This window comes from Variovorax sp. PBL-H6, assembly GCF_901827155.1.
Taxonomy (GTDB): Bacteria; Pseudomonadota; Gammaproteobacteria; order Burkholderiales; family Burkholderiaceae_C; genus Variovorax.
The window spans coordinates 643,746-666,321 of the sequence record NZ_LR594659.1 but is presented as its reverse complement, the minus strand read 5'-3'; the positions used below and the strand labels follow the sequence as shown (position 1 = coordinate 666,321).

Genomic DNA, 22,576 nt, shown 5'->3' with positions numbered 1-22,576 from the left:
CTCACACCGCCTCCTCGGTCACAGGGGCCTCCCGCCGAGGCAGCGTCACGGTGAACACCGCCCCGCCGTCCACCGCATTGGCGGCCGTGATCTCGCCGCCATGGGCGCTGACCACCGCCTTGCAGATGGCCAGGCCCAGCCCCACGCCAGGCGTGGCCGACTCGGCCTGCCCACGCGTGAACTTGTCGAAGAGCGTCTGCTCGCGGCCCTCGAGCGCGGCCGGCAGGCCCGGCCCATGGTCGCGCACGCTCAGCACCAGCGAGCGTTCAGTGGCACGGGCGGCGACCACGACCGGCGCGGCGCCGTACTTGCCGGCGTTCTCCAGCAGGTTGACCAGCACGCGCTCGATCAGCACGGCGTCGAACTCGACCAGCGGCAGGTCGGGCGGCAGATCGGTCTGCACCGCGATCTCGCCAAGCGCGGGCCGCGCGGCGCGGATGGCCGCGCCCACCACCTCCTCGACCGACTGCCATTCGCGCCGCAGCTGGACCGCGCTGCCGGCGATGCCGCTTTCGAGACGCGCCATGTCCAGCAGGTTGTTCACCAACGCGTGCAGCTGGTGCGCCTGCGCGACGATGGCCCGCGCCACCGCGGGCCCATCCACCCCGGGTGCCCCGGGTGCCGCGGGTGCCGCCTGCAGCGATTCGGCCAACGCAATCAGCGCCGTCAAGGGCGTGCGCACATCGTGCGAGATCGCGCCGAGCAAGGCGTTGCGCAGCCGCTCCGATTCCATCTCGACCACCGCCTGCTGCGCCACGTCGACGTAATGCACCCGCTCCAGCGCGATCGCGATCTGCCGCGCCAGCGTGTCGAGCTGCTGCGCCTGCTCCGGGATCATCAGCCAGCGCGGCTGCGCCGGCTCCAGCGCGAGCACGCCGCGCACCCGCATCGGCGCCTTGAGCGGCACGTAGTGCCAGGGCTGGGCCGCCAGCGTGGCGGTGGCGAGGCCGGCCGGCTGGCCGTGGCGGAAGGTCCAGTCGGCGACGCTGGGATCGAAGCCGATCGGCAGCTCGGCAGGCATCGCCAGGCGGTCGCCGGCATCGGTCACCAGCACCAGCGCCCGGCCGCCGAAGTGGCCCTGCACCGCGGCCGCGCCCAGTTGCACGACCTGCGAAGTCTCGAGCGCGGCCGACAGTTCGCGCGTCAGCTCGAACAGCGATTGCGCACGCCGCTCGCGGCTGGTCGAGACGCCGACGGCAAAGCGCAAGCCGGCGGTCAGCTGGCCAACCAGCAGGCCCACGCCCAGCATGACCGCGAAGGTCAGGACGTACTGCACGTCGCTGACCGCGAACGAGAGGCGCGGCGAGACGAAGAAGAAGTCGAAGGCCGCGACGTTGAGCAGCGCCGCGAAGGCGGCCGGCCCACGGCCGAAGCGCATCGCGACGCCGACCACGCCGAGCAGGAACAGCATCACGATGTTGGCCAGCTCCAGCACGCCCGCCAGCGGCGTCGCCAGCAGGGTGACGGCCACACTGCTGGCCGCGGCCCAGGCATAGCCGCGCCAGCGGACCTCCGGGGGGTCGCTGTCTTCCGCGCCGGGGTCGCGGCGCCGGCCGGGCCGTTGGGGAAGGCGGCGCACGCTGTCTGCGCGCGCCGCTTCGACGATGTCGATACCAGGTGCATGGCGCGCCAGCTGGCGCATCAGCACGCGCGGCGGCCACCAGCGCCGCCAGCCTCGCTCCGGCTCCGGCCGCCCCACCACCAGCGTGGCGCAATTGAGGCGCCGTGCCTGCGCGGACAGCGCCTCGGCCACGTTCTCGCCAGTCAGCACCGCGGTCTCGGCGCCCAGCTCTTCGGCGAGCTGGAGCACCGCCAGAATGCGGTCGCGACGCCCCGCAGGCAGCCGCTGCAGGCGCGGCGTCTCGACGTACGCCGCATGCCAGCGCACGTTGAGCTGTCCCGCGAGCCGCGCTGCGGTGCGCACCGTCTGGCTCGCACCTTCGTGCGGCCCGACGCACGCGAGGATTGCGCCGGAAGTATTCCAGGCCGGCGGCCCGGCCTCACCGCCGCGCCCCGACTGCTCGATGCGCCAGCCGCGCACGTCGTCTTCCACGTGCTCGGCGGTGCGCCGCAGCGCGATCTCGCGCAGCGCGATGAGGTTGCCCTTGCGGAAGAAGTTCTGCGCCGCGCGCTCGGCCTGCTGCGGCAGGTAGACCTTGCCGGCCGCGAGCCGCGCCGTGAGCTCGTCGGCCGTGACGTCGACCAGCACCACCTCGTCGGCCTCGTCGAGCACGGTGTCGGGCACGGTCTCGTGCACGCGCACACCGGTGATCGCGCCCACCGTGCCGTTGAGGCTTTCCAGGTGCTGCACGTTGAGGGCGGACCAGACCTCGATGCCCGCGGCCTGCAGCTCCTGCACGTCCTGCCAGCGCTTGGCGTGGCGCGAGCCGGGCGCGTTGGAATGCGCGAGCTCGTCGACCAGCAGCACGGCGGGCTTGCGCGCCAGCGCGCCATCGAGGTCGAACTCGGCCAGGGTGCGGCCTCGGTAGGACAGCTCGCGCGGCGGCAAGGTCTCCAGGCCGGCGAGCAGCGCCGCGGTCTCGCTGCGGCCATGCGTCTCGACCACCCCGATCACCACGTCGCGGCCGCCCGCGCGCTCGCGCTGCGCGGCGCTCAGCATGGCCCAGGTCTTGCCGACGCCCGCGCTGGCGCCGAAGTAGATGCGCAGCTTGCCGCGTCGGGCTTGCGCTTCCTGCGCGCGCAGCTCGGCCAGCAGGGCATCGGGGTCGGGGCGTACGGCGTCGTTCATGGACAGGGAAGCGAGTCAGGTTACCGCAGGCCCGCTGTTGGACGCCCGCAGCTCAGCGCGCCGAGTCGAGCGCCAGGTTGAGCGCAAGCACGTTCACCCGCGGCTCGCCGACGAGGCCGAGCCACCGCCCTTCGGTGTGATCGTCGATCAGCTGCTCGACACGGTCGATCGGCAGTTGGTGCAGCCGCGCCACGCGTGCCGCCTGGTAGCGCGCCGCGGCCGGGGTGATGTGCGGATCGAGCCCGCTGGCCGAGGCCGTGACCAGGTCGACAGGCACCGGCTGCGCGTTGCCGGGATCGGCCGCGCGCAGCACCTCGACGCGGCGCTTCACCGCATCGGCGAGCGCCGGGTTCAGCGGCCCCTGGTTGGAGCCGCCGGAAGCGCCCGCGTTGTAGGGCATGGGTGCCGTGGCCGACGGCCGCCCCCAGAAGTGCGCCGGATCGCCGAAGTTCTGCCCGACCAGCGAGGAGCCCACCGGCTTGCCGCCGCGCAGCACGAGGCTGCCCTCGGCCTGCGCCGGGAACAGCGCATGTGCGGCGCCGGTGACGGCCAGGGGATAGAGCAGCCCGGTCAGACCGCTGAGCAGCACGAAGATGACGAGCGCGGGACGAAGAATCTTGAACATGAGGTGCTTCCTTCAGACCAGGCCGATGGCGACCAGCAGCGAGTCGATGAGCTTGATGCCGACGAAGGGAACGACCAGCCCGCCGAGGCCGTAGATCGCGAGGTTGCGGCGCAGCAGCGCGGCGGCGCCCACCGGCCGGTAGCGCACGCCCTTCAGCGCGAGCGGGATCAGGAACACGATGATCAGCGCGTTGAAGATCACCGCCGACAGGATGGCCGACGAAGGACTCGCCAGCCGCATCACGTTGAGCGCTGCGAGCTGCGGGTAGGTCGACACGAAGATCGCCGGGATGATGGCGAAGTACTTCGCCACGTCGTTCGCGATGGAGAAGGTGGTGAGCGAGCCGCGCGTCATCAGCAGGGCCTTGCCGGTCTCCACCACTTCCAGCAGCTTGGTCGGGTTGGAGTCCAGGTCGACCATGTTGCCGGCCTCCTTGGCCGCCTGCGTGCCGCTACCCATGGCCACTGCCACGTCGGCCTGGGCAAGCGCGGGCGCGTCATTGGTGCCGTCGCCGGTCATCGCGACCAGGCGGCCTTCGGACTGGTACTTGCGGATCAGCGCCAGCTTGTCCTCCGGCGTGGCCTCGGCCAGGAAGTCGTCCACGCCGGCCTCGGCCGCGATGGCAGCGGCCGTGAGCCTGTTGTCGCCGGTGATCATCACCGTGCGGATGCCCATTCGGCGCAGCTCGGCGAAGCGCTCGCGGATACCGGTCTTGACGATGTCCTTGAGCTCGACGATGCCCAGCACCCGGTGGCCCTCGGCCACTGCGAGCGGCGTGCTGCCGCGGCGCGCGACTTGGTCGGCGGCGCGCAGCAGCTCGGCCGGCATGGCGCCGCCGAGCGCCTCGACGTGGCGGCGCACGGCATCGACCGCGCCCTTGCGCAGCGACACGTAGTCGGCGTCGAGGGCCTTGGGCGTGGCGGGCAGGTCCACGCCGCTCATGCGCGTCTGCGCGGTGAAAGGCACGAAGCGCGTGCCTTCGCTTGCCGGCTCGTCGATGCCGCCGCGGCGCGCCAGCTCGACGATGCTGCGGCCCTCGGGCGTCTCGTCTGCCAGGGAGGCCAACAGCGCGGCGCGTGCGAGCCGCGGCTGCATCACGTTGGGGGCCGGCAGGAAAGCACTTGCCTGGCGGTTGCCCAACGTGATGGTGCCGGTCTTGTCGAGGAGCAGCACGTCGACGTCGCCCGCCGCCTCGACCGCGCGGCCCGAGGTCGCGATCACGTTGGCCTGCATCATGCGGCTCATGCCCGCGACCCCGACCGCCGACAGCAGGCCTCCGATGGTGGTCGGAATCAGGCACACCAGCAGCGCCACGAGAGCCGTCAGCGACACCACCGTGCCCGCGTGCATCGCGCCCACGCTGAAGATGGAATAGGGCAGCAGCGTGACCGTGACCATCAGGAACACCAGGGTCAGCGCGACCAGCAGGATGGTCAGCGCGATCTCGTTGGGCGTCTTCTGGCGCTTGGCGGCCTCGACCATGCCGATCATGCGGTCGAGGAAGGACTCGCCCGGGTTGACTGTCACGCGCACCACCAGCCAGTCGGACAGCACGCGCGTGCCGCCGGTCACGGCCGAGAAGTCGCCGCCGGACTCGCGCACCACCGGCGCCGATTCACCGGTGATGGCGCTCTCGTCGACCGAGGCCACCCCCTCGATCACCTCGCCGTCCAGCGGGATCACGTCATGCGCCTCGACCAGCACCACGTCGCCGCGGCGCAGTTCGGGTGCCTGCAGAGGCAGCCACTTGCCGCCGTGATGCGGCTCGACCATCTTCTTGGCCCAGGTGTCCTTGCGCAGGCCGCGCAGCGAGGCAGCCTGCGCCTTGCTGCGGCCCTCGGCCAGGGCCTCGGCGAAGTTGGCGAAGAGCACGGTGAACCACAGCCAGGTCGAGATCGCCAGCACGAAGGGCGGCGCCATGCCGGTGTCGCCCGGAAAGCTCAGCGCGTGGACCCACAGCAACGTCGTGAGAATGCTGCCGATGTAGACGATGAACATCACCGGGTTGCGCCACTGGACGCGCGGGTCCAGCTTGGCGACGGCGGCCCACAGCGCGGGGCGCACCAGGGAGCCGTCGAACAGAGGAAGGGACGATTTCATTTGCATCTCGATGGCATCAAGGCTTCCACAGCATCAGGTGCTCGACGACAGGGCCGAGCGCCAGGGCCGGCACGTAGTTGAGCAAGCCGACGAGCAGCACGGTGCCGATCAGCAGCGTGACGAACAGCGGGCCGTGCGTGGGCATGGTGCCGGCCGTGACCGGCAGGCGCTTCTTGGCGGCCAGCGAGCCCGCGATGGCGAGCACCGGCACGATCACGCCGAAGCGGCCGAACCACATTGCGAGCGCCAGCATCGCGTTGTAGAAGGGCGTGTTGGCCGAGAGGCCGGCAAAGGCGCTGCCGTTGTTGTTGCCGGCCGAAGTGAAGGCATAGAGGACCTCGGAGAAGCCGTGCGCGCCCGGGTTCGCGATGCCTGCCTTGCCCGGATCGGCCATCACGGCGACGGCGGTTCCGGCGAGCACCAGGATCGGCGTGACCAGGATCGCGATCGAGGTCAGCTTCATCTCGCGGATCTCGATCTTCTTGCCCAGGTACTCGGGTGTGCGGCCGATCATCAGGCCGGCGATGAACACCGCCAGCACCGCGAAGACCAGCATGCCGTACAGGCCGGTGCCGACGCCGCCGAACACCACTTCGCCGAGCTGCATCAGCACCAGCGGCACCATGCCGCCCAGCGGCGTGAAGGAGTCGTGCATGGCGATCACCGCGCCGCAGGATGCAGCCGTGGTGATGGCGGCGAAGAGCGCGGAGGCGTCGATGCCGAAGCGCACCTCCTTGCCTTCCATGTTGCCGCCGGCCTGGAGCGCGCTCGAGGCCTGGTCGACACCCAGCGGCGCCAGCAGCGGATTGCCGGCGTGCTCGGCCGAGATCAAGGCGACCACGGCCAGCACGAACATCACCGTCATCGCCGCCAGGATTGCCCAGCCTTGCCGCGGGTCGCCCACCACGCGGCCGAAGGCGAAGCACAGCGCGGTGGGGATCAGGAAGATCGCGATCATCTGCACGAAGTTGGCGAGTGCCGTCGGGTTCTCGTAAGGGTGCGCCGAGTTGGCGTTGAAGAAGCCGCCGCCGTTGGTGCCGAGCATCTTGATCGCCTCCTGCGAGGCGACCGGGCCCATGGCGAGGGTCTGCGTGGTGGTGCTCGCGTCCTCGGTCAGCGCGTTGCCGGCCGCATCCTTCAGTGGCTGCCCGGCAGCGTCGAGCCTGGGGTTCTGGTAGGCCGTGGCTTCCAGCGTCGTCACTGTCTTGTAGGTGTCGAAGTTCTGGATCACGCCCTGGCCCACGAACACCATGGCGATCACGAACGAGATCGGCAGCAGCAGCCAGGTGGTGATGCGGGTCACGTCGACCCAGAAATTGCCGACGAAGCCCTTGCCGTCCGTGTTGCGCGCCGCGAAGCCGCGCGCCAGCGCGAAGGCGACCGCGATGCCGGTGGCAGCGGACAAGAAGTTCTGCACCGTGAGCCCCAGCATCTGCGTGAGATAGCTCAGGGTCGACTCCCCCGCATAGCCCTGCCAGTTGGTGTTGGAAACGAAGCTCACGGCCGTGTTGAAGGCCGAGTCGGGCGACACCGCGCTCATGCCGGCCGGGTTCAGCGGCAGCAAGTGCTGCAGGCGCTGCAGGCCATAGAGGGCCAGCGCGCCAACGGCGTTGAAGGCCAGCAGCGCCAGCGCATAGCCGCGCCAGTGCATCGCGTGGCCAACGTCCACGCCGGCGAGCTTGTAGAGCGGCGCTTCGGCGCGCTGCATCCAGGCGGGGACCCCGCCTTCGCACAGCGCCGCCAACCAGCGGCCCAGCGGCCAGGCGAGCAGGCCCAGAACCACGAGGTAAAGACCCAGAAGCATCCAGGCGGCGCTATTCACGGAACGGGCCTCCGCAGCGGAATGCCTTCGCCAGCGAACACCGCGGAACCGGCTTTGCCGGGCCGCTGGTGTTGCCCCCGGTAGGGGGGTGGGCGGCTACACGAAGTGAGCCAACCTGGGGGCGAGCCAAGTGACACCGCGGAACCGGCTTTGCCGGGCCGCTGGTGTTGCCCCCGGTGAGGGGGTGGGCGGCTACACGAAGTGAGCCAACCTGGGGGAGAGCTTGATTCATCAGAATTCCTCGGCGCAGATGAGCGCGAACACCAGGTAGGCGAAGAGCATCACGGCCAGCAGGCCGGCGAATCCATAGAGCACATCGAGGCTGATCATTGGGCCCCTCTCTTGGGCGCGTCGAGCCTGGCGAGGCCGATGACCGCCTCCGCCATCACGACCCAGAACACCCCGATGGCGGCAATCCATACGAAATCCATCTTTCAACTCCTCATGCGAAGCACGTGCAGGCAGTCTCGCGAGGCACGCGTAAAGATGGGGAACAGAGTCGGGCGCCGGCCGTAAAAAAGGCGTAAAGGCGACATGGCGTGCGCATTTGCACACTCGCCGGGCTTTTGTCGCGCGGCGGGGCCCGCTTCGTGAATTCCTCGCTACCGGATAGGCCCCGGCCTGCGTACAACCGGTGCATGCATTGAAAGACGAGGATTCACATGGAAACGGAAGCCATCGCACTCATCGTGGACGAACCGATCGCCGGCCACTTCTACTGGGTGCTGCAGAAGCAGGACGGCAGCGACTGCCGCCCCATCGACGCCGCCGAGGGGCCGATGCCGACCTACGGCGCGGCCATGATGGCCGGCATCGCGGCGCTGCAGCGGCGCGCCGATGCGCGCGGCGAGTCGCAGACGATGCATTGAGGGGCAAAAGGCGGCCTGACACTCACGCGAACGAGGCAACCCTTCGCGGCATATCCCGAGCAATCGAATCACGGTGGCCTCGCCGGATGCCCCATCGCCAGGGAGCCGGGGCAAGGTGATCGCTGCAATGGCAACGCGCATTCGCTGCAGGACGTCGTCGATGGCGGCATGGGTGTCCGATGGCCGAAGTCCGGCTATCGCAGAGACAGCAAGAAAGTCGGCCCGCTTCAGCCGCTCGTCCGATGGTCTCGTCGGCGAGGTGGAGGGCCATCAGCCGCGCCCGGTATTCGCGCTTCGATAAGATCGCCATCGCGAATCGCGCACCCTCCATTCTTCCCGATCCGGCACACTGCCCGCCCCATCCCGCGCAGCCTCCCGGCTGCGCCTGAACGAAGAGACAACATCCCATGATCCGAAAGCTGCTGACCACCGCGGCCCTGGCACTGGCGTTCGCCGCCGTGCAGGCCCAGCCCTATCCCGCCAAGCCCGTGCGCCTGATCGTGCCCTTCCCGCCTGGGGGCGGCACCGACATCCTGTCGCGACTGGTGGCGACCAAGCTCACCGAGGTCAGCAAATGGACCGTGGTGCCTGACAACCGGGCCGGCGCCGGCGGCACCATCGGCATCGCCGAGGCGGTGCGCGCGCAGCCGACCGGCTACGACATCGTGATGGGCCAGAAGGACAACATGGTCGTCGCACCCTGGCTCTACAAGAACCTCAGCTACGAGCCGACCAAGGACCTGACCGCCGTGGCGCACGTGGCCTATACGCCTGTGGTGATCGTCACGCGCACCGAATCGAAGTTCAAGACGCTGAAGGACGTGGTCGATGCCGCGCGCGCGGCACCCGACACCATCACCTACGGCTCGCCCGGCAATGGCACCACCATCCACCTGGCGGGCGAGATCTTCAAGAGCGCCGCCAACGTCAAGATGCGCCACGTGCCCTACAAGGGTTCGAACCCAGCCATGATGGACGTGCTGGCCGGGAACGTGGACCTGATGGTTTCCTCGCTGCCCTCGGCCATGGGGCAAATCAAGTCCGGCAAGCTGCGCGCGTTGGCGGTGACATCAGCAAAGCGCAGCAGCTCGCTGCCCGAGGTGCCGACGGTCGCCGAGCTGGGCTACAAGGACTTCGACGTGAGCACCTGGTACGGGCTCTTCGCACCGGCGGGCACGCCCAAGGAGATCGTCACCACGTTGAACGCCGAGGTGAACAAGCTGCTGGCCACGCCCGAGATGAAGGCCGCGATCATCGCCCAGGGCGCGGAGCCGCAGGGCATGACGCCGGAGCAGTTCGGCACGCTGTTGAAGACCGACTACCTGAAGTGGCGCGACATCGTGAAGGCCTCCGGCGCGGTCATTGAGTAGATAAGCTCGCCGCTTTTTACTACGCGTCGCGGACGTCGGCGACGGGCTTGCTGCCGAAGTCGGGGCGGGCCAGGTACGCGAGGACCTTCGCTGCCGCCGACTCTGGCGTATCCAGCTGGCCCTGGGCCTTCAGGCGCTCGAATCGCGCGCGGTCGGGGAACATGTCGGCCTCGGCACCGCGAAGCTGCACCTGCATGTCGGTGTCGATCACGCCCGGTGCGAGCGAGACGATCTTCGCGCCGCCGCCCAGAGCCTCCTCCTCCAGCGCCACGGCGCGCGAGAAATGGTCCATGCCGGCCTTCGCCGCGCAGTAAGGGGCTTGGCTCGCCATGGCGTTGCGGCCAAGGCCGGAGGAAATGTTGAGCACCTTGCGCTCTGCGCGCCAGCCGCTCGTGGCGGCGAGGAAGGCCGAGGTCAATAGCAGCGGCGCTTCCAGGCCCACGCGCAGCGCCTGCGACAGCTCGGTGGCCACCGCCTGCGAAAGCGGGCGGGTGCGGCCCACGGTACCGGCGTTGTTGATCAGCGTGACGCCTGCGAAAGTCTGCCCGTCCAGGCCCTGCAGCCAGGCCGCAAGCCGGGCGGCGGCCGGCACCGGATCGGCCAGGTCCTGCTGCCATTGCTCGAGCTCGGCGCCGGCTTTGCTGGCGCGAGCGGCGAGCGCATCGTCGACACGCCGGGAAATGCACAGCAGGCGCTGGCCGGGCACGGCCAGCAGCTGCTCGGCCATGGCGCGGCCGAGGCCGCGCGAGGCGCCGGTGATGATCGTGAGTTGCGATGTATTCATGAATGATCCCGTGAAATTCGTCATCGACGGCAATGTGCCGTGTGGCGCCGATCCTATAGGTGGATTGACGAAGCGCGGTACGCCTTCTTAAAGTCGGCCATGCCCATCCAGTACGAGCCTACGCGCGACGCGCGCCATTTCCTCGAGGGCTTCGGACTTTCCAGCCCCGCACAGCCGCCGGTGATCCGCCCCGGCGGGCAGGGCGTGTTCATCCGCAGGCCGCGTGGCGACCGCGAAGGCAGCGCCGTCACCGCGCGCTTCGAGGCGGCCGCAGGGCGCTGGGGGCTGATCCCGCTGTTCGCCAAGGAGCGCGAGTACCCCTTCACCTTCGAGGCACGCAGCGAAACGGCCTCGAGCGAGCGTGACTTCCACCAGCCGTGGAAGCGCGGCCACCGCTGCGTGGTGCTGGCCGATGCGCTGTACCGCCGCGGCGACAGCGAAGACTCGGTGGTGCGCGTCAGCCGCGCCGACGGCAAGCCGCTGGCGCTGGCCGGCCTGTGGAATGGCTGGCGCGCGCCTGATGGCACATGCGTCGAAAGCTTCGCGCTGCTGACGCTGCCCGCCGTGGAGCAGCCCGCCCAGCGCCGGGTCGTCTTCCTGCGCGAAGCCTGGATCGACGACTGGCTGCATTGCCCCGTCGAGGAGACCGCCGCCTACCTGCGCCCCTACGCGCTTGACAAGCTGGTGCGCCGCACGATCGTGAACGACCCTGCCATTCCATTGCCGGAGCGCGCGCCTGCGGCTTCCTGATTGATCACCCCCCACCCGCGCGCAAGGCCACAAGGTCGAGCACGCGCACCCCGCCGTACTCGACGCGGATCGCACCCTTTGCCTGCAGCGTCCGCAGCGCCTCGTTGACGCGCTGGCGCGACAAGCCGATCAGGTAGGCCAGCTCCTGCTGGGTGATGCGCAGCAGCTCCCCCACGCCAGGGAAGAGCACCGGGTTGAACAGCGCCGCCAGATTGCGCGCGACACGCGCGTCGGGGTTGTTGAGCCGGTCGGCTTCGCGCGCCGCTATGAACTGGCCGAGGCGCTCGTTGAGCTGGTTCATCACGAAGCGATTGAAGCCGATGGAATGGTCCAGCAGCCAGTGGAAGTCATCCACCGGCAGGCCTGCCACCACGCTGCGGCGCAGCGCCTGGATGTTGTAGCGGTAGGGCTCGCGCTTGAGGGCCGTGCCTTCGCCGAACCAGCCGCCGGGCGGCAGGCCGCTGTAGGTCATCGACGTGCCATCGGCGTTGTCGTTGCTCATCTTGAGCAGGCCCTCGACGACACCGAACCAGAAGGTGGGCGGACGGCCGATGCGGCAGACCAGGTCGCCCGACTCGGCGTCGCCCACCACCACCGCTGCCTCGGCGCGGCGCCGCTCGGCAGGCGTGAGGGTGTGAAGCCAGGGGATGTTCTGCAGCTCTTGCGCCGTGGCGGGCCGCACGCGCTCGCGCAGGGAAGAAACGCCGTACGAACTGCCGCGGGTCATCGGGAAACTCCGGGGAGTAGTGTCCCTAGGATTGTCGTTGAAACGACAAGCTGGCGACAAGCGCGGCCCTACAGTCCGCCCATCGTGCAAACCACCGCCAACACCTTTCCCCGCCTGTTGCTGGCCCATGCGCAGCGCCAGCCCGACGCGCCGGCCGTGCGCGAGAAGGATCTCGGCATCTGGCAGACCTGGAGCTGGTCGGCGGTGGCCCGCGAGGTGCGCGAGATCGCCTGCGGGCTCGCCAGCCTGGGCTTCAAGCCGGGCGACAACCTGGCGATCGTCGGCGCCAACCGCCCGCACCTGTACATGGCGGTGCTGGCGGCACAGAGCCTGCGCGGCGTGCCGGTGCCGCTTTACCAGGACGCAGTGGCAGGCGAGATGGTCTTCATGCTGGAGGACGCAGCCATCGACTTCGTAATTGCGGAGGACCAGGAGCAGGTCGACAAGCTGCTGGAATGCCGAGAGCTGATGGCGCTACAAGGCAAGCCGGGCCTCCACCACATCGTCTACGACGACCCGCGCGGGTTGCGGCACTACGCGCAGCCCGGCCTGCTCGGATACGACCGCCTGCGGGAGCTGGGCCGCGCCTTCGACAGCGCACAGCCCGCATTCTTCGAACAGAGCCTGAACGGCGCCGAACCCGGTGACGTCGCGGTGATCCTCTACACCTCCGGCACGACGGGCCGACCCAAGGGCGTGTGCCAGACGCACGCCAGCTTCATCGCGGCAGGCCGCGGCGGCGTCGAGACCGACCGGCTCGGCCCCGGCGACAACATCATGAGCTACCTGCCGATGGCCTGGGTCGGCGACCACCTGTTCTCGGTGGCGCAGTGGATGGTGGGCGGCTTCACGCTCAACTGCCCCGAGTCCTCGGCCACGGTGATGAACGACATGCGCGAGATCGGCCCCAGCTACTACTTCGGCCCGCCTCGCACCTTCGAGGGCCTGTTGACGGCGGTCTCGATCCGCATGGAAGACGCGGCTGCGCCCAAGCGCTGGCTCTACGCGAAGTTCATGTCGCTGGCACAGCGTGTGGGCGCCGACATCCTGAACGGGGCGAAGGTGGGCCTCGGCGACCGGCTGCTCTACGGCCTGGGCGACCTGCTGGTCTATGGACCGCTGCGCAACGTACTGGGCATGAGCCGCATCCGCGTGGCCTACACCGCGGGCGCGGCGATCGGGCCCGACCTGTTCCGCTTCTACCGCTCGATCGGCGTCAACCTCAAGCAGTTCTACGGTCAGACGGAGACCTGCGCCTACGTCTGCCTTCAGCAGGACGGCAAGGTCAAGCTGCAGACCGTGGGCAGCGCGGCGCCCGGCATCGAGTTGCGCATCGCACCGGACGGCGAGGTGCTGGTGCGGGGCGTCTCGGTGCTGAAGGAGTACTACAAGCGCCCCGACGCCACGGCCGAGGTGCTCGATGCAGAGGGCTACTTCCACACCGGCGACGCCGGCGTGATCGACGCCGAGGGCCATCTCCGCATCATCGACCGCGCCAAGGACGTCGGCAAACTCTCGCGCGGCGCGATCTTCGCGCCCAACTACATCGAGAACAAGCTGAAGTTCTTCCCGCAGATCAAGGAAGCGGTGTGCTTCGGCAACGGGCGCGAGGAGGTCTGCGCCGCCATCAACATCGACTACGAGGCCGTGGGCAACTGGGCCGAGCGCCGCGGACTGCCCTACGGCGGCTACGTCGACCTCGCCGGCAAGGCCGAGGTGCTGCAGCTGATCGCCGAATGCGTCGAGAAGGTGAACGCCGACCTGGCGAGCGAGGAAGGCATGGGCGAAACGCAGATCGCGCGCTTCCTGGTGCTGCACAAGGAACTGGACCCCGACGACGACGAGCTCACCCGCACGCGCAAGGTGCGGCGCGGCTTCATCGCCGACAAGTACCGCGTGCTCGTCGATGCGCTCTACGGCGGCAAGGCCGAGCAGTACATCGAGACGCAGGTCAAGTTCGAGGACGGGCGCACGGGCGTGGTGAACGCCACGCTGAAGATCGTCGAAGCCAGGCGCTTCCCGCCGCTGAAGGCCGCCGCATGAACGCGCAGAACATCGCCGAAGCCGCGATGCTCGCGAGCGCCACCCACGGCGGCCGGAACATCGGCGAGGTCATCCTCGACGTGCAGAACATCTCGCTGTCCTTCGGCGGCGTCAAGGCGCTGACCGACATCAGCTTCGACGTGCGCGAGCACGAGGTGCGCGCCATCATCGGCCCCAACGGTGCGGGCAAGAGCTCCATGCTCAACTGCATCAACGGCGTCTACCAGCCGCAGCAGGGCTCCATCACCTTTCGCGGAAAGCACTTCAGGCACATGAACTCGCGCCAGGTCGCCGAGATGGGCGTGGCGCGCACCTTCCAGAACCTGGCGCTGTTCAAGGGCATGAGCGTGCTCGACAACATCATGACGGGCCGCAACCTCAAGATGAAGAGCGGCCTGCTCGCGCAGGCGCTGCGCTGGGGCCCGGCCGAGCGCGAGGAGCTCGCGCAGCGCGAGTTCGTCGAACGCATCATCGACTTCCTCGAGATCCAGTTGCACCGCAAGACGCCGGTGGGGCGCCTGCCCTACGGCCTGCAGAAGCGCGTCGACCTTGGCCGCGCGCTGGCCATGGAGCCGCAGGTGCTGCTGCTGGACGAGCCGATGGCCGGCATGAACGTGGAGGAGAAGCAGGACATGAGCCGCTTCATCCTCGACGTGAACGACGAGTTCGGCACCACCATCGTGCTGATCGAACATGACATGGGCGTGGTGATGGACATCTCGGACCGCGTGGTGGTGCTCGACTACGGCAAGAAGATCGGCGACGGTACGCCGGACGACGTGCGCAACAACGAGGACGTGATCCGGGCTTACCTCGGCACGGAACACTGATGGGATTCTTCCTCGAAACACTCTTCGGCGGCCTGATGGTCGGCATGCTGTACTCGCTGATCGCGATCGGCTTCGTGCTGATCTACAAGGCCTCCGGCGTCTTCAACTTTGCGCAGGGCGCGATGGTGCTGTTCGCCGCGCTGGCAATGGCGCGCTTCGCGGAATGGTTCCCACGATGGCTGGGCTTCGAGAGCCAGGTGCTCGCCAACCTGCTGGCCTTCGTCGCCGCGATGGCGGTGATGATCGTGGTGGCGTGGCTGATCGAGCGGCTCGCGCTCAGCAGGCTGGTCAACCAGGAAGGCATCACGCTGCTGATGGCCACGCTGGGCATCGCCTACTTCCTCGACGGTCTCGGCCAGACGCTGTTCGGCAACGACATCTACAAGATCGATGTCGGCATGCCCAAGGAACCGCTGATGGTGCTGGAGAGCACTTTCCAGGGCGGCCTGCTGCTGAGCCAGGAAGACCTGATCGCCGCAGGCGTCGCCGCCGCGCTGGTGGCGGTCCTGGCTCTGTTCTTCCAGAAGACGGCCACGGGCCGCGCGCTGCGCGCGGTGGCGGACGACCACCAGGCTGCGCAGTCCATCGGCATTCCGCTCAACCGGATCTGGGTCATCGTGTGGTCGGTGGCGGGCTTCGCGGCGCTGGTGGCCGGGATCATCTGGGGCTCGAAGCTCGGCGTGCAGTTCTCGCTCTCGCTGGTGGCGCTGAAGGCACTGCCGGTGGTGATCCTTGGCGGGCTGACCTCGGTGCCCGGCGCGATCATCGGCGGGCTGCTGATCGGCGTGGGCGAAAAGCTCTCGGAGATCTACCTGGGGCCGATGCTCGGCGGCGGCATCGAGATCTGGTTCGCCTACGTGCTGGCGCTGGCCTTTCTGCTCGTGCGACCGCAAGGCCTCTTCGGCGAAAAGATCATCGACCGGGTCTAGACATGAACCCCCACGCTCATCACTTCGTGTATCGCTGCCCCCCGAGGGGGCTTTCAACGCCCTTCGGGCGGCCGGGCGGGCGCTGACATGATTTACAGAGAAAACGGCCAGTTCAAGTCCACCTACCGCGCGGACCAGCAGGTCTTCCCGATCCTGCAGGACCGCGTCTTCATGCTGGCACTGCTCGCCATCGCCTTCGCGGTGGTGCCGCTGGTCGCCTCGGAATACTTCTTCCGTGCGATCCTGATTCCCTTCCTGATCCTCTCGCTGGCGGCGCTTGGGCTCAACATCCTGGTGGGCTATTGCGGGCAGATCTCATTGGGTACGGGCGCCTTCATGGCGGTGGGCGCCTACGCGGCCTACAACTTCCACGTGCGCATCGAGGGCATGCCGCTCATCGCCTCGCTGCTGCTGGGCGGGCTGTGCGCCACCGTCGTGGGCGTGCTCTTCGGCATTCCGAGCCTGCGCATCAAGGGGCTCTACCTGGCGGTGGCGACGCTGGCCGCGCAGTTCTTCCTCGATTGGGCCTTCCTGCGCATCAACTGGCTGACCAACAACTCGGCGTCGGGCTCGGTGAGTGTCGCCGGGCTCAACGTGTTCGGGCTGCCGGTGCAGACGGCGGTGCAGAAATACCTGCTGTGCCTTGCGCTGCTGGTGCTGTTCGCGATGCTGGCCAAGAATCTCGTGCGCAGCGCCATCGGGCGCGAGTGGATGGCCATACGCGACATGGACGTGGCCGCAGCGGTGATCGGCATCCGCCCGGTGTACGCCAAGCTGACGGCTTTCGCGGTGAGTTCCTTCATCGTCGGCGTGGCGGGCGCGTTGTGGGGCTTCGTCCACCTGAGCACCTGGGAGCCGGCGGCGTTCAACATCGACCGCTCTTTTCAACTGCTCTTCATGGTGATCATCGGCGGGTTGGGCTCGATCATGGGCAGCTTCTTTGGCGCGGCGTTCATCGTGCTGCTGCCGATCGTCCTTAACCAGCTCCCGGGCTGGTTCGGCTTGTCGATGTCGACCGCGCTGGCCTCGCATCTCGAGTTCATGATCTTCGGCGCGCTGATCGTGTTCTTTCTGATCGTGGAGCCGCACGGGCTCGCGCGGCTCTGGTCCACCGCCAAGGAAAAGCTGCGGCTCTGGCCCTTCCCTCATTGATTTCAACCGGCACCAACGCACCTTTCCAAAAGGAGACAACCATGAAGCTGAAGTCACTCGCACTCGCCATCGCAACAATCTCGGCACTCGCGGGCGTGGCCCCTGCGTTCGCCCAGGCCAAGGAGCAGTTCTTCCCGCTGCTGGTCTACCGCACCGGCCCTTATGCGCCGAACGGCACGCCCTGGGCCAACGGCAAGCAGGACTACATCAAGCTCATCAACGCGACCGGCGGCATCAACGGCGTGAAGATCAGCTACGAGGAATGCGAGACCGGCTACGCCACCGACAAGGGGGTGGAGTGCTATGAGCGGCTCAAGGACAAGGGCGCGACGCTGATCGATCCGCAGGCCACCGGCATCACTTTCGCGCTCACGGACAAGGCCCCGGTCGACAAGATTCCGCTCATCACGCTCGGCTACGGCCTCTCGGCCTCGCAGGACGGCAGCGTGTTCAAGTGGAACTTCCCGCTGATGGGCAGCTACTGGACAGCGGCGGACATCCTGATCCAGCACATCGCGAAGAAGGAAGGCGGCCCCGACAAGCTCAAGGGCAAGAAGATCACGCTGGTCTACCACGACTCGCCCTTCGGCAAGGAGCCGATTCCGCTGCTGCAGGAACGCGCGAAGATGAACGGCTTCGAGCTCACGCTGATCCCCGTGGCCGCGCCCGGCATCGAGCAGAAGTCGGCCTGGCTGCAGGTGCGCCAGCAGCGGCCCGACTACGTGCTGCTGTGGGGCTGGGGCGTGATGAACTCGACCGCGCTGAAGGAAGCGGTCGCCACCGGCTATCCGCGCGAGAAGATGTACGGCGTGTGGTGGGCCGGCGCCGAGCCGGACGTGAAGGACGTGGGCGCAGCAGCCAAGGGCTACAACGCGCTGGCGCTCAACACCTCGGGCACGCAACCCAAGGTGATCCAGGACATCCTGAAGGTCGTGCATGACAAGGGCCAGGGCACGGGTCCGCGCGACGAGGTCGGCTCGGTGCTCTACACGCGCGGCCTGATCATCCAGATGCTGGGCGTGGAGGCGGTGCGCCGCGCACAGGAGCGCTTCGGCAAGGGCAAGGTCATGACCGGCGAGCAGGTGCGCTGGGGGCTGGAGAACCTCGCGCTCGATCAGAAGAAGCTCGATGCGCTCGGCTTCTCGGGCGTGCTGCGGCCGATCAGCACCTCGTGCCAGGACCACATGGGCTCCACCTGGGCGCGCGTCCACACCTGGGACGGCAGCAAGTGGGGCGGCATGAGCGACTGGTACCAGGCCGACGAGCAGATCATCAAGCCGATGGTGAAAGCCGCGGGCGACAAGTACGCGACAGAGAAGAAGCTGCCCAAGCGCGAGGCGTCGGACTGCGCGGCTTAGTCCACCCAGGCTTCGCAACGCAACCTCGATACGCACGTTGACTTTTCCAGCATGAGTACGTCCAACACCCTCCTCAACGTCAACGGCATCGAGGTCATCTACAACCACGTGATCCTGGTGCTCAAGGGCGTCTCGCTGAAGGTGCCGGAGGGCGGCATCGTGGCGCTGCTCGGGGGCAACGGCGCGGGCAAGACCACCACGCTGCGCGCGGTGTCGAACCTGCTGGCGGGCGAGCGCGGCGCGGTGACCAAGGGCACGATCGAGCTGCGTGGCGAGCGCATCGAGGCACTGTCGCCGGCGGAGCTGGTCAAGCGCGGGCTGATCCAGGTGATGGAGGGCCGCCACTGCTTCGCCCACCTCACCATCGAGGACAACCTGATGACCGGCGCCTACACCCGCACCGACGGCAAGGCTGCCGTGGCGCAGACGCTGGAGAAGGTCTATGCCTATTTCCCGCGCCTCAAGACGCGTCGAGGCTCGCAGGCCGCCTATACGTCAGGCGGCGAGCAGCAGATGTGCGCCATCGGCCGCGCGCTGATGGCCAACCCCAGCATGGTGCTGCTCGACGAGCCCTCCATGGGCCTGGCGCCGCAGATCGTGGACGAGGTCTTCGGCATCGTGAAGGACCTGAACCAGAAGGAGCGCGTGACCTTCCTGCTGGCCGAGCAGAACACCAACATGGCGCTGCGCTATGCCGACTACGGCTACATCCTGGAGAACGGCCGCATCGTGATGGACGGGGAAGCGCAGAGCCTGCGCGAGAACGAGGACGTCAAGGAGTTCTACCTGGGCGTCGGCGGCGCGGACCGCAAGAGCTTTCGCGACGCCAAGAGCTACAAGCGCCGCAAGAGGTGGCTGGCGTAATGGCTCGCCCCCAGGTTGGCTCACTTCGTGTAGCCGCCCACCCCCTACCGGGGGCGACACCAGCGGCCCGGCAAAGCCGGTTCCGCGGTGTTCCCCGAACAGGGCTGATCCAGGACAACGGCTATGAATGATTTCTACGATGCGCTTGAAGTGCGCGACCCGGCGCAGCGCGAACAGGACCTGCTCGCGGCGTTGCCGAAGCAGATCGCCCAGGCCCAGACCGCAGCGCCCGCTTTCGCGAAGATCCTCGACGGCGTGAAGCCCGCAGACATCGCCAGCCGCGAGGCGCTGGCGCGACTGCCCGTCACGCGCAAGTCCGAGCTGCTGGAGCGGCAGAAGGCCGAGCGCGCGCGCGACCCGTTCGGCGGCTTCTCCGCCATCCGCTTCGGGCCGCGCATGCTGCGCGTGTTTGCGAGCCCGGGAACCATCTACGAGCCTGAAGGGGAGGCGCGCGACTATTGGCGCACGGCCCGTGCACTGCATGCCGCCGGCTTTCGTAGCGGCGAGCTGGTGCACAACGCCTTCAGCTACCACATGACGCCCGCAGGCGCGATCATGGAAAGCGGGGCGCGCGCGCTGGGTTGCACGGTGTTCGCCGGCGGCACGGGCCAGACCGAGCAGCAGGTGGACGCGATGGCCGAGCTCAGGCCTGCGGGCTACGCCGGCACGCCGAGCTTTCTGAAGATCCTGCTGGAGAAGGCGGCCGAGCGCGCTATCGCCCTGCCCTCGCTGACCAAGGCCCTCGTCTCGGGCGAGGCCTTCCCGCCCAGCCTGCGCGACTGGATCGCCGAGCGCGGCGTCGACGGTACGCAGTGCTATGCGACGGCGGACCTGGGCCTGATCGCCTACGAGACCACCGCACGCGAGGGCCTGGTGCTCGACGAAGGCGTGATCGTCGAGATCGTGCGCCCCGGCACGGGCGACCCGGTGCCCGAGGGCGAGGTGGGCGAGATCGTCGTCACCACGCTGAACCCCGACTATCCGCTGATCCGCTTCGGCACCGGCGACCTTTCGGCGGTGCTGCCGGGTCCCTGCCCGACCGGCCGAACCAACACCCGCATCAAGGGCTGGCTCGGTCGCGCCGACCAGACCACCAAGGTGCGCGGCATGTTCGTGCATCCGGGCCAGGTGGCGGAGATCGCGCGGCGCTTCCCGGAGGTGCGGCGCGCGCGGTTGGTGGTCGAGGGCGAGATGGGCGAAGACCGCATGACGCTGCGGCTCGAATGCGCCTCCGAGCCCGAGGGACTGGCCGGGCGCGTTGCCGAGGCGGTGCGCGACGTCACCAAGCTGCGCAGCGAAGTCGAGCTGATGGAGCCTGGCAGCCTGCCCAACGATGGCAAGGTGATCGAGGACGCGCGCAGCTACCGCTAGCCTCGGCCGTTCGTCGGCGGAAAAGAGGGACGCAAGTCACAGGTGTCTGGCGAGTGCTTCCCACTTGCTCGGCCCCGCCCGACTTGCGAATGCCTATTCGTCATCGGCCCTGCGAGAGGCGAGTTCGAGCGCCCTCGATAAGATGCCCGTCGTAGCAACATTGGGGTCGGGCGTCCGATGAGCCAGAGTCAAGAGCAAGACAAGCAGGATGGTGTCCTGTCCGACGCTTTGCCAACAAGCGCGCCTGCGCGGCGAGGCTCGGCCATTGAGGTGCTCCTGGCCTTCTTGAAGCTCGGGCTGACCTCATTCGGCGGGCCCGTTGCTCACCTTGGCTACTTCCGCACCGAGTTCGTCGAGCGTCGAGCGTGGCTAGACGACAAGAACTACTCCGACCTGGTCGCGCTTTGTCAGTTCTTGCCGGGTCCTGCGAGTAGCCAGGTAGGCATTGCGCTGGGACTTGGGCGCGCAGGGTGGCTTGGCGCGCTTTGCGCTTGGATTGGTTTCACTCTCCCGTCGGCCATCGTGCTCATCCTGTTCGCATTCGGTGTCACCCAATGGGCTGCCCTGTCGCAATCCGGTGCGGTCCACGGCCTCAAGGTCGTCGCAGTTGCCATCGTCGCGCAGGCAGTCTGGGGCATGGCCAAGACGCTTTGTCCGGACCGTCTGAGAGCGGGTGTTGCTATCGTCGCCTCTTTGCTGGTGCTGGCCATTCCGTCGGCGATCGGTCAGGTCGGGGCCATCGTCGCAGGCGGTATCGCAGGACGATGGGCAGTACATCTCCGACAGCTGCCTGTTGCAGAGCACCGCGACTACGGCGTGAGCAAGAGAACCGGTGCAGCGATGCTGCTGCTATTCGGCCTGTTGCTAGTTCTGCTGCCGGTTCTGGCGGCTGCAGTTCGGTCGCCAGCGCTTGCCGTCATCTCGTCCTTCTACCAATCGGGCGCACTCGTGTTCGGAGGGGGGCATGTCGTGCTACCGCTTCTGCAAACGAGTGTTGTGCCCGCTGGGCTGGTCACCAACGATGCCTTCCTCGCCGGATACGGGGCCGCGCAGGCCGTACCCGGCCCCTTGTTCACTTTCGCCGCATACCTCGGCGCGGTGATGACAGGCACGCTGGGCGGGTGGGCCGGCGGCTTGACGCTCCTCGTCGTCATCTTTGTTCCTGCGTTCCTGATGGTGGCCGGCGCTCTCCCGTTCTGGGAGCCTCTGCGCCAGCGCGACGGCGTGCAGCGTGCGATGGCCGGCATCAACGCTGCTGTGGTCGGTGTTCTGGCAGCTGCGCTGTACGACCCGGTATGGACGAGCGCCATCCATTCACGCGCCGATTTCGGTCTTGCTCTGGGCGCTTTCGGCTTGCTGGTCTATGGGCGGCAGTCGCCTGTGTGGGTCGTGGCGCTTGCGGCGGTAGCGGGTTGGCTGCTCGCGCGTTGATAGAGCAGTTCGTCTACTGCTACTGAAGGCGCGAGCATCGGGGTTCAGCGATAGAGCCCCCTCGGTCAACCTGGCCGCGTTATCTGCAACGCTTTCATCGCACTCCGGGCTCCAACGATGCGGTAGATCCGAGTGCGCCTTGCCCTCACGCGTGCGCGTGGGCGTCGGCGAAAGCTTCGAGCATCACGCGGTTGAAGGACGGCAGATCGGCGGGCTTGCGGCTCGTGATCAGCGGCCCGTCGGCCACGACCTCGAGGTCGACCCACTTTGCGCCGGCGTTCTTCAAGTCCGTGCGCAGGGAGGGCCAGGAGGTCATCGTGCGGCCCTTGACCGCATCCGCCTCGATCAGGGTCCACGGTCCATGGCAGATCGCGGCGATGGGCTTGCCGGCCTTGACGAAGTCGCGCACGAAGGCCACTGCCTGTTCGTTCGTGCGCAGCGCGTCGGGGTTCATGACCCCGCCCGGCAGCACGAGGGCATCGTATTCGTGGGCGGCGGCCTGCTGGAGCGGCACATCGACATCGAAGGCGTCCGCCGGTGTGTGGTGCTTCCAGCCGCGCACGGCGCCTTGACTCGGCGACACCAGGCTGGTGTCCGCGCCTGCGGCGTCGAGCGCCTTGCGCGGCTCGGTCATCTCGGATTGCTCGAAGCCGTCCGTTACGAGGAGGGCGACCTTCATGCCCTCAAGCTGGCGTTTCATCATGGGAACATCCTTTCATGCGAGCCTGTCACCCTAAGCCGCAGCAGGCGGCGATGGATCGGCATGGGTCGGCTCAACCTGTCGGACCAGGACCACGGCGGT

At 68.1% G+C, this 22,576-nt stretch carries 19 protein-coding genes; 11 read left to right on the top strand and 8 right to left on the bottom strand.

Features of this window, described 5'->3' with window-relative positions; all coding sequences use genetic code 11:
- Position 1: 1 nt before the first annotated feature.
- From G3W89_RS03285 to kdpF, 5 genes are all read right to left on the bottom strand, one after another.
- The gene (locus tag G3W89_RS03285) at positions 2-2,749 is read right to left on the bottom strand and encodes a DUF4118 domain-containing protein (RefSeq protein WP_162572751.1); all 2,748 of its coding nucleotides are present in this window, start codon (positions 2,747-2,749) and stop codon (positions 2-4) included.
- A 52-nt stretch (positions 2,750-2,801) separates the two neighbouring features.
- Complete coding sequence (gene kdpC / locus G3W89_RS03280) at positions 2,802-3,374, bottom strand: potassium-transporting ATPase subunit KdpC (RefSeq protein WP_162572750.1); 573 nt, start codon at positions 3,372-3,374, stop codon at positions 2,802-2,804.
- 12 nt (positions 3,375-3,386) lie between these two features.
- Positions 3,387-5,480 (bottom strand): potassium-transporting ATPase subunit KdpB, encoded by a 2,094-nt coding sequence (gene kdpB / locus G3W89_RS03275; protein WP_162572749.1) that lies wholly within the window; start codon positions 5,478-5,480, stop codon positions 3,387-3,389.
- A 10-nt stretch (positions 5,481-5,490) separates the two neighbouring features.
- On the bottom strand, positions 5,491-7,278 hold the full coding sequence (gene kdpA / locus G3W89_RS03270; protein WP_443083193.1) for a potassium-transporting ATPase subunit KdpA: 1,788 nt from the start codon (positions 7,276-7,278) through the stop codon (positions 5,491-5,493).
- A gap of 249 nt (positions 7,279-7,527) precedes the next feature.
- Complete coding sequence (kdpF, locus tag G3W89_RS03265; protein ID WP_162572747.1) at positions 7,528-7,626, bottom strand: K(+)-transporting ATPase subunit F; 99 nt, start codon at positions 7,624-7,626, stop codon at positions 7,528-7,530.
- A 332-nt stretch (positions 7,627-7,958) separates the two neighbouring features.
- Here kdpF and G3W89_RS03260 point away from each other — a divergent pair, with 332 nt between their 5' ends.
- Together G3W89_RS03260 and G3W89_RS03255 are read left to right on the top strand one after the other, a co-directional pair.
- Positions 7,959-8,165: a hypothetical protein gene (locus tag G3W89_RS03260; protein ID WP_162572746.1), complete on the top strand. Its 207-nt coding sequence runs from the start codon at positions 7,959-7,961 to the stop codon at positions 8,163-8,165.
- Between the two features lie 407 nt (positions 8,166-8,572).
- Positions 8,573-9,535, top strand: coding sequence for a Bug family tripartite tricarboxylate transporter substrate binding protein (locus G3W89_RS03255; RefSeq protein WP_162572745.1), 963 nt, complete (start codon positions 8,573-8,575; stop codon positions 9,533-9,535).
- Between the two features lie 19 nt (positions 9,536-9,554).
- On the opposite strand, the gene G3W89_RS03250 is transcribed toward G3W89_RS03255, so the two are convergent.
- Positions 9,555-10,319, bottom strand: a complete 765-nt coding sequence (locus tag G3W89_RS03250) for an SDR family NAD(P)-dependent oxidoreductase (protein WP_162572744.1) — start codon at positions 10,317-10,319, stop codon at positions 9,555-9,557.
- Positions 10,320-10,418: 99 nt separating this feature from the next.
- Here G3W89_RS03250 and G3W89_RS03245 point away from each other — a divergent pair, with 99 nt between their 5' ends.
- Positions 10,419-11,069 carry an SOS response-associated peptidase family protein gene (locus G3W89_RS03245; RefSeq protein WP_162572743.1) on the top strand — a complete coding sequence of 217 codons (651 nt, stop codon included), beginning with the start codon at positions 10,419-10,421 and terminating at the stop codon, positions 11,067-11,069.
- A 4-nt stretch (positions 11,070-11,073) separates the two neighbouring features.
- Here G3W89_RS03245 and G3W89_RS03240 read toward each other — a convergent pair whose 3' ends face one another.
- Complete coding sequence (locus G3W89_RS03240) at positions 11,074-11,796, bottom strand: Crp/Fnr family transcriptional regulator (RefSeq protein ID WP_162572742.1); 723 nt, start codon at positions 11,794-11,796, stop codon at positions 11,074-11,076.
- A gap of 84 nt (positions 11,797-11,880) precedes the next feature.
- Here G3W89_RS03240 and G3W89_RS03235 point away from each other — a divergent pair, with 84 nt between their 5' ends.
- From G3W89_RS03235 to chrA, 8 genes are all read left to right on the top strand, one after another.
- Complete coding sequence (locus tag G3W89_RS03235) at positions 11,881-13,839, top strand: AMP-dependent synthetase/ligase (RefSeq protein ID WP_162572741.1); 1,959 nt, start codon at positions 11,881-11,883, stop codon at positions 13,837-13,839.
- Positions 13,836-14,669, top strand: coding sequence for an ABC transporter ATP-binding protein (locus G3W89_RS03230; protein WP_443083145.1), 834 nt, complete (start codon positions 13,836-13,838; stop codon positions 14,667-14,669). The genes G3W89_RS03235 and G3W89_RS03230 overlap by 4 nt, the downstream gene beginning before the upstream one ends.
- Positions 14,669-15,598: a branched-chain amino acid ABC transporter permease gene (locus G3W89_RS03225; protein ID WP_162572740.1), complete on the top strand. Its 930-nt coding sequence runs from the start codon at positions 14,669-14,671 to the stop codon at positions 15,596-15,598. Before G3W89_RS03230 ends, G3W89_RS03225 begins: the two co-directional genes overlap by 1 nt.
- Before the next feature lie 87 nt (positions 15,599-15,685).
- Complete coding sequence (locus G3W89_RS03220) at positions 15,686-16,750, top strand: branched-chain amino acid ABC transporter permease (protein WP_162572739.1); 1,065 nt, start codon at positions 15,686-15,688, stop codon at positions 16,748-16,750.
- Positions 16,751-16,791: 41 nt separating this feature from the next.
- Entirely contained in the window at positions 16,792-18,108 is a 1,317-nt protein-coding gene (locus G3W89_RS03215; RefSeq protein WP_162572738.1) for an ABC transporter substrate-binding protein, read from the top strand.
- Between the two features lie 51 nt (positions 18,109-18,159).
- Entirely contained in the window at positions 18,160-18,972 is an 813-nt protein-coding gene (locus G3W89_RS03210; RefSeq protein ID WP_162572737.1) for an ABC transporter ATP-binding protein, read from the top strand.
- Between the two features lie 123 nt (positions 18,973-19,095).
- Positions 19,096-20,343: a phenylacetate--CoA ligase family protein gene (locus G3W89_RS03205; RefSeq protein WP_162572736.1), complete on the top strand. Its 1,248-nt coding sequence runs from the start codon at positions 19,096-19,098 to the stop codon at positions 20,341-20,343.
- Positions 20,344-20,520: 177 nt separating this feature from the next.
- The gene (chrA, locus tag G3W89_RS03200) at positions 20,521-21,774 is read left to right on the top strand and encodes a chromate efflux transporter (protein WP_162572735.1); all 1,254 of its coding nucleotides are present in this window, start codon (positions 20,521-20,523) and stop codon (positions 21,772-21,774) included.
- 145 nt (positions 21,775-21,919) lie between these two features.
- On the opposite strand, the gene G3W89_RS03195 is transcribed toward chrA, so the two are convergent.
- Entirely contained in the window at positions 21,920-22,477 is a 558-nt protein-coding gene (locus tag G3W89_RS03195) for a type 1 glutamine amidotransferase domain-containing protein (RefSeq protein WP_162572734.1), read from the bottom strand.
- Between the last annotated feature and the right edge of the window lie 99 nt (positions 22,478-22,576).

Excerpts from the sequence above, each read along its gene's own strand:
- G3W89_RS03285 (WP_162572751.1), bottom strand. The coding sequence starts at position 2,749 with ATGAACGACGCCGTACGCCCCGACCCCGATGCCCTGCTGGCCGAGCTG.
- kdpC (WP_162572750.1), bottom strand. The coding sequence starts at position 3,374 with ATGTTCAAGATTCTTCGTCCCGCGCTCGTCATCTTCGTGCTGCTCAGC.
- kdpB (WP_162572749.1), bottom strand. The coding sequence starts at position 5,480 with ATGCAAATGAAATCGTCCCTTCCTCTGTTCGACGGCTCCCTGGTGCGC.
- kdpA (WP_443083193.1), bottom strand. The coding sequence starts at position 7,278 with ATGCTTCTGGGTCTTTACCTCGTGGTTCTGGGCCTGCTCGCCTGGCCG.
- kdpF (WP_162572747.1), bottom strand. The coding sequence starts at position 7,626 with ATGATCAGCCTCGATGTGCTCTATGGATTCGCCGGCCTGCTGGCCGTG.
- G3W89_RS03260 (WP_162572746.1), top strand. The coding sequence starts at position 7,959 with ATGGAAACGGAAGCCATCGCACTCATCGTGGACGAACCGATCGCCGGC.
- G3W89_RS03255 (WP_162572745.1), top strand. The coding sequence starts at position 8,573 with ATGATCCGAAAGCTGCTGACCACCGCGGCCCTGGCACTGGCGTTCGCC.
- G3W89_RS03250 (WP_162572744.1), bottom strand. The coding sequence starts at position 10,319 with ATGAATACATCGCAACTCACGATCATCACCGGCGCCTCGCGCGGCCTC.
- G3W89_RS03245 (WP_162572743.1), top strand. The coding sequence starts at position 10,419 with ATGCCCATCCAGTACGAGCCTACGCGCGACGCGCGCCATTTCCTCGAG.
- G3W89_RS03240 (WP_162572742.1), bottom strand. The coding sequence starts at position 11,796 with ATGACCCGCGGCAGTTCGTACGGCGTTTCTTCCCTGCGCGAGCGCGTG.
- G3W89_RS03230 (WP_443083145.1), top strand. The coding sequence starts at position 13,836 with ATGAACGCGCAGAACATCGCCGAAGCCGCGATGCTCGCGAGCGCCACC.
- G3W89_RS03225 (WP_162572740.1), top strand. The coding sequence starts at position 14,669 with ATGGGATTCTTCCTCGAAACACTCTTCGGCGGCCTGATGGTCGGCATG.
- G3W89_RS03220 (WP_162572739.1), top strand. The coding sequence starts at position 15,686 with ATGATTTACAGAGAAAACGGCCAGTTCAAGTCCACCTACCGCGCGGAC.
- G3W89_RS03215 (WP_162572738.1), top strand. The coding sequence starts at position 16,792 with ATGAAGCTGAAGTCACTCGCACTCGCCATCGCAACAATCTCGGCACTC.
- G3W89_RS03210 (WP_162572737.1), top strand. The coding sequence starts at position 18,160 with ATGAGTACGTCCAACACCCTCCTCAACGTCAACGGCATCGAGGTCATC.
- G3W89_RS03205 (WP_162572736.1), top strand. The coding sequence starts at position 19,096 with ATGAATGATTTCTACGATGCGCTTGAAGTGCGCGACCCGGCGCAGCGC.
- chrA (WP_162572735.1), top strand. The coding sequence starts at position 20,521 with ATGAGCCAGAGTCAAGAGCAAGACAAGCAGGATGGTGTCCTGTCCGAC.
- G3W89_RS03195 (WP_162572734.1), bottom strand. The coding sequence starts at position 22,477 with ATGATGAAACGCCAGCTTGAGGGCATGAAGGTCGCCCTCCTCGTAACG.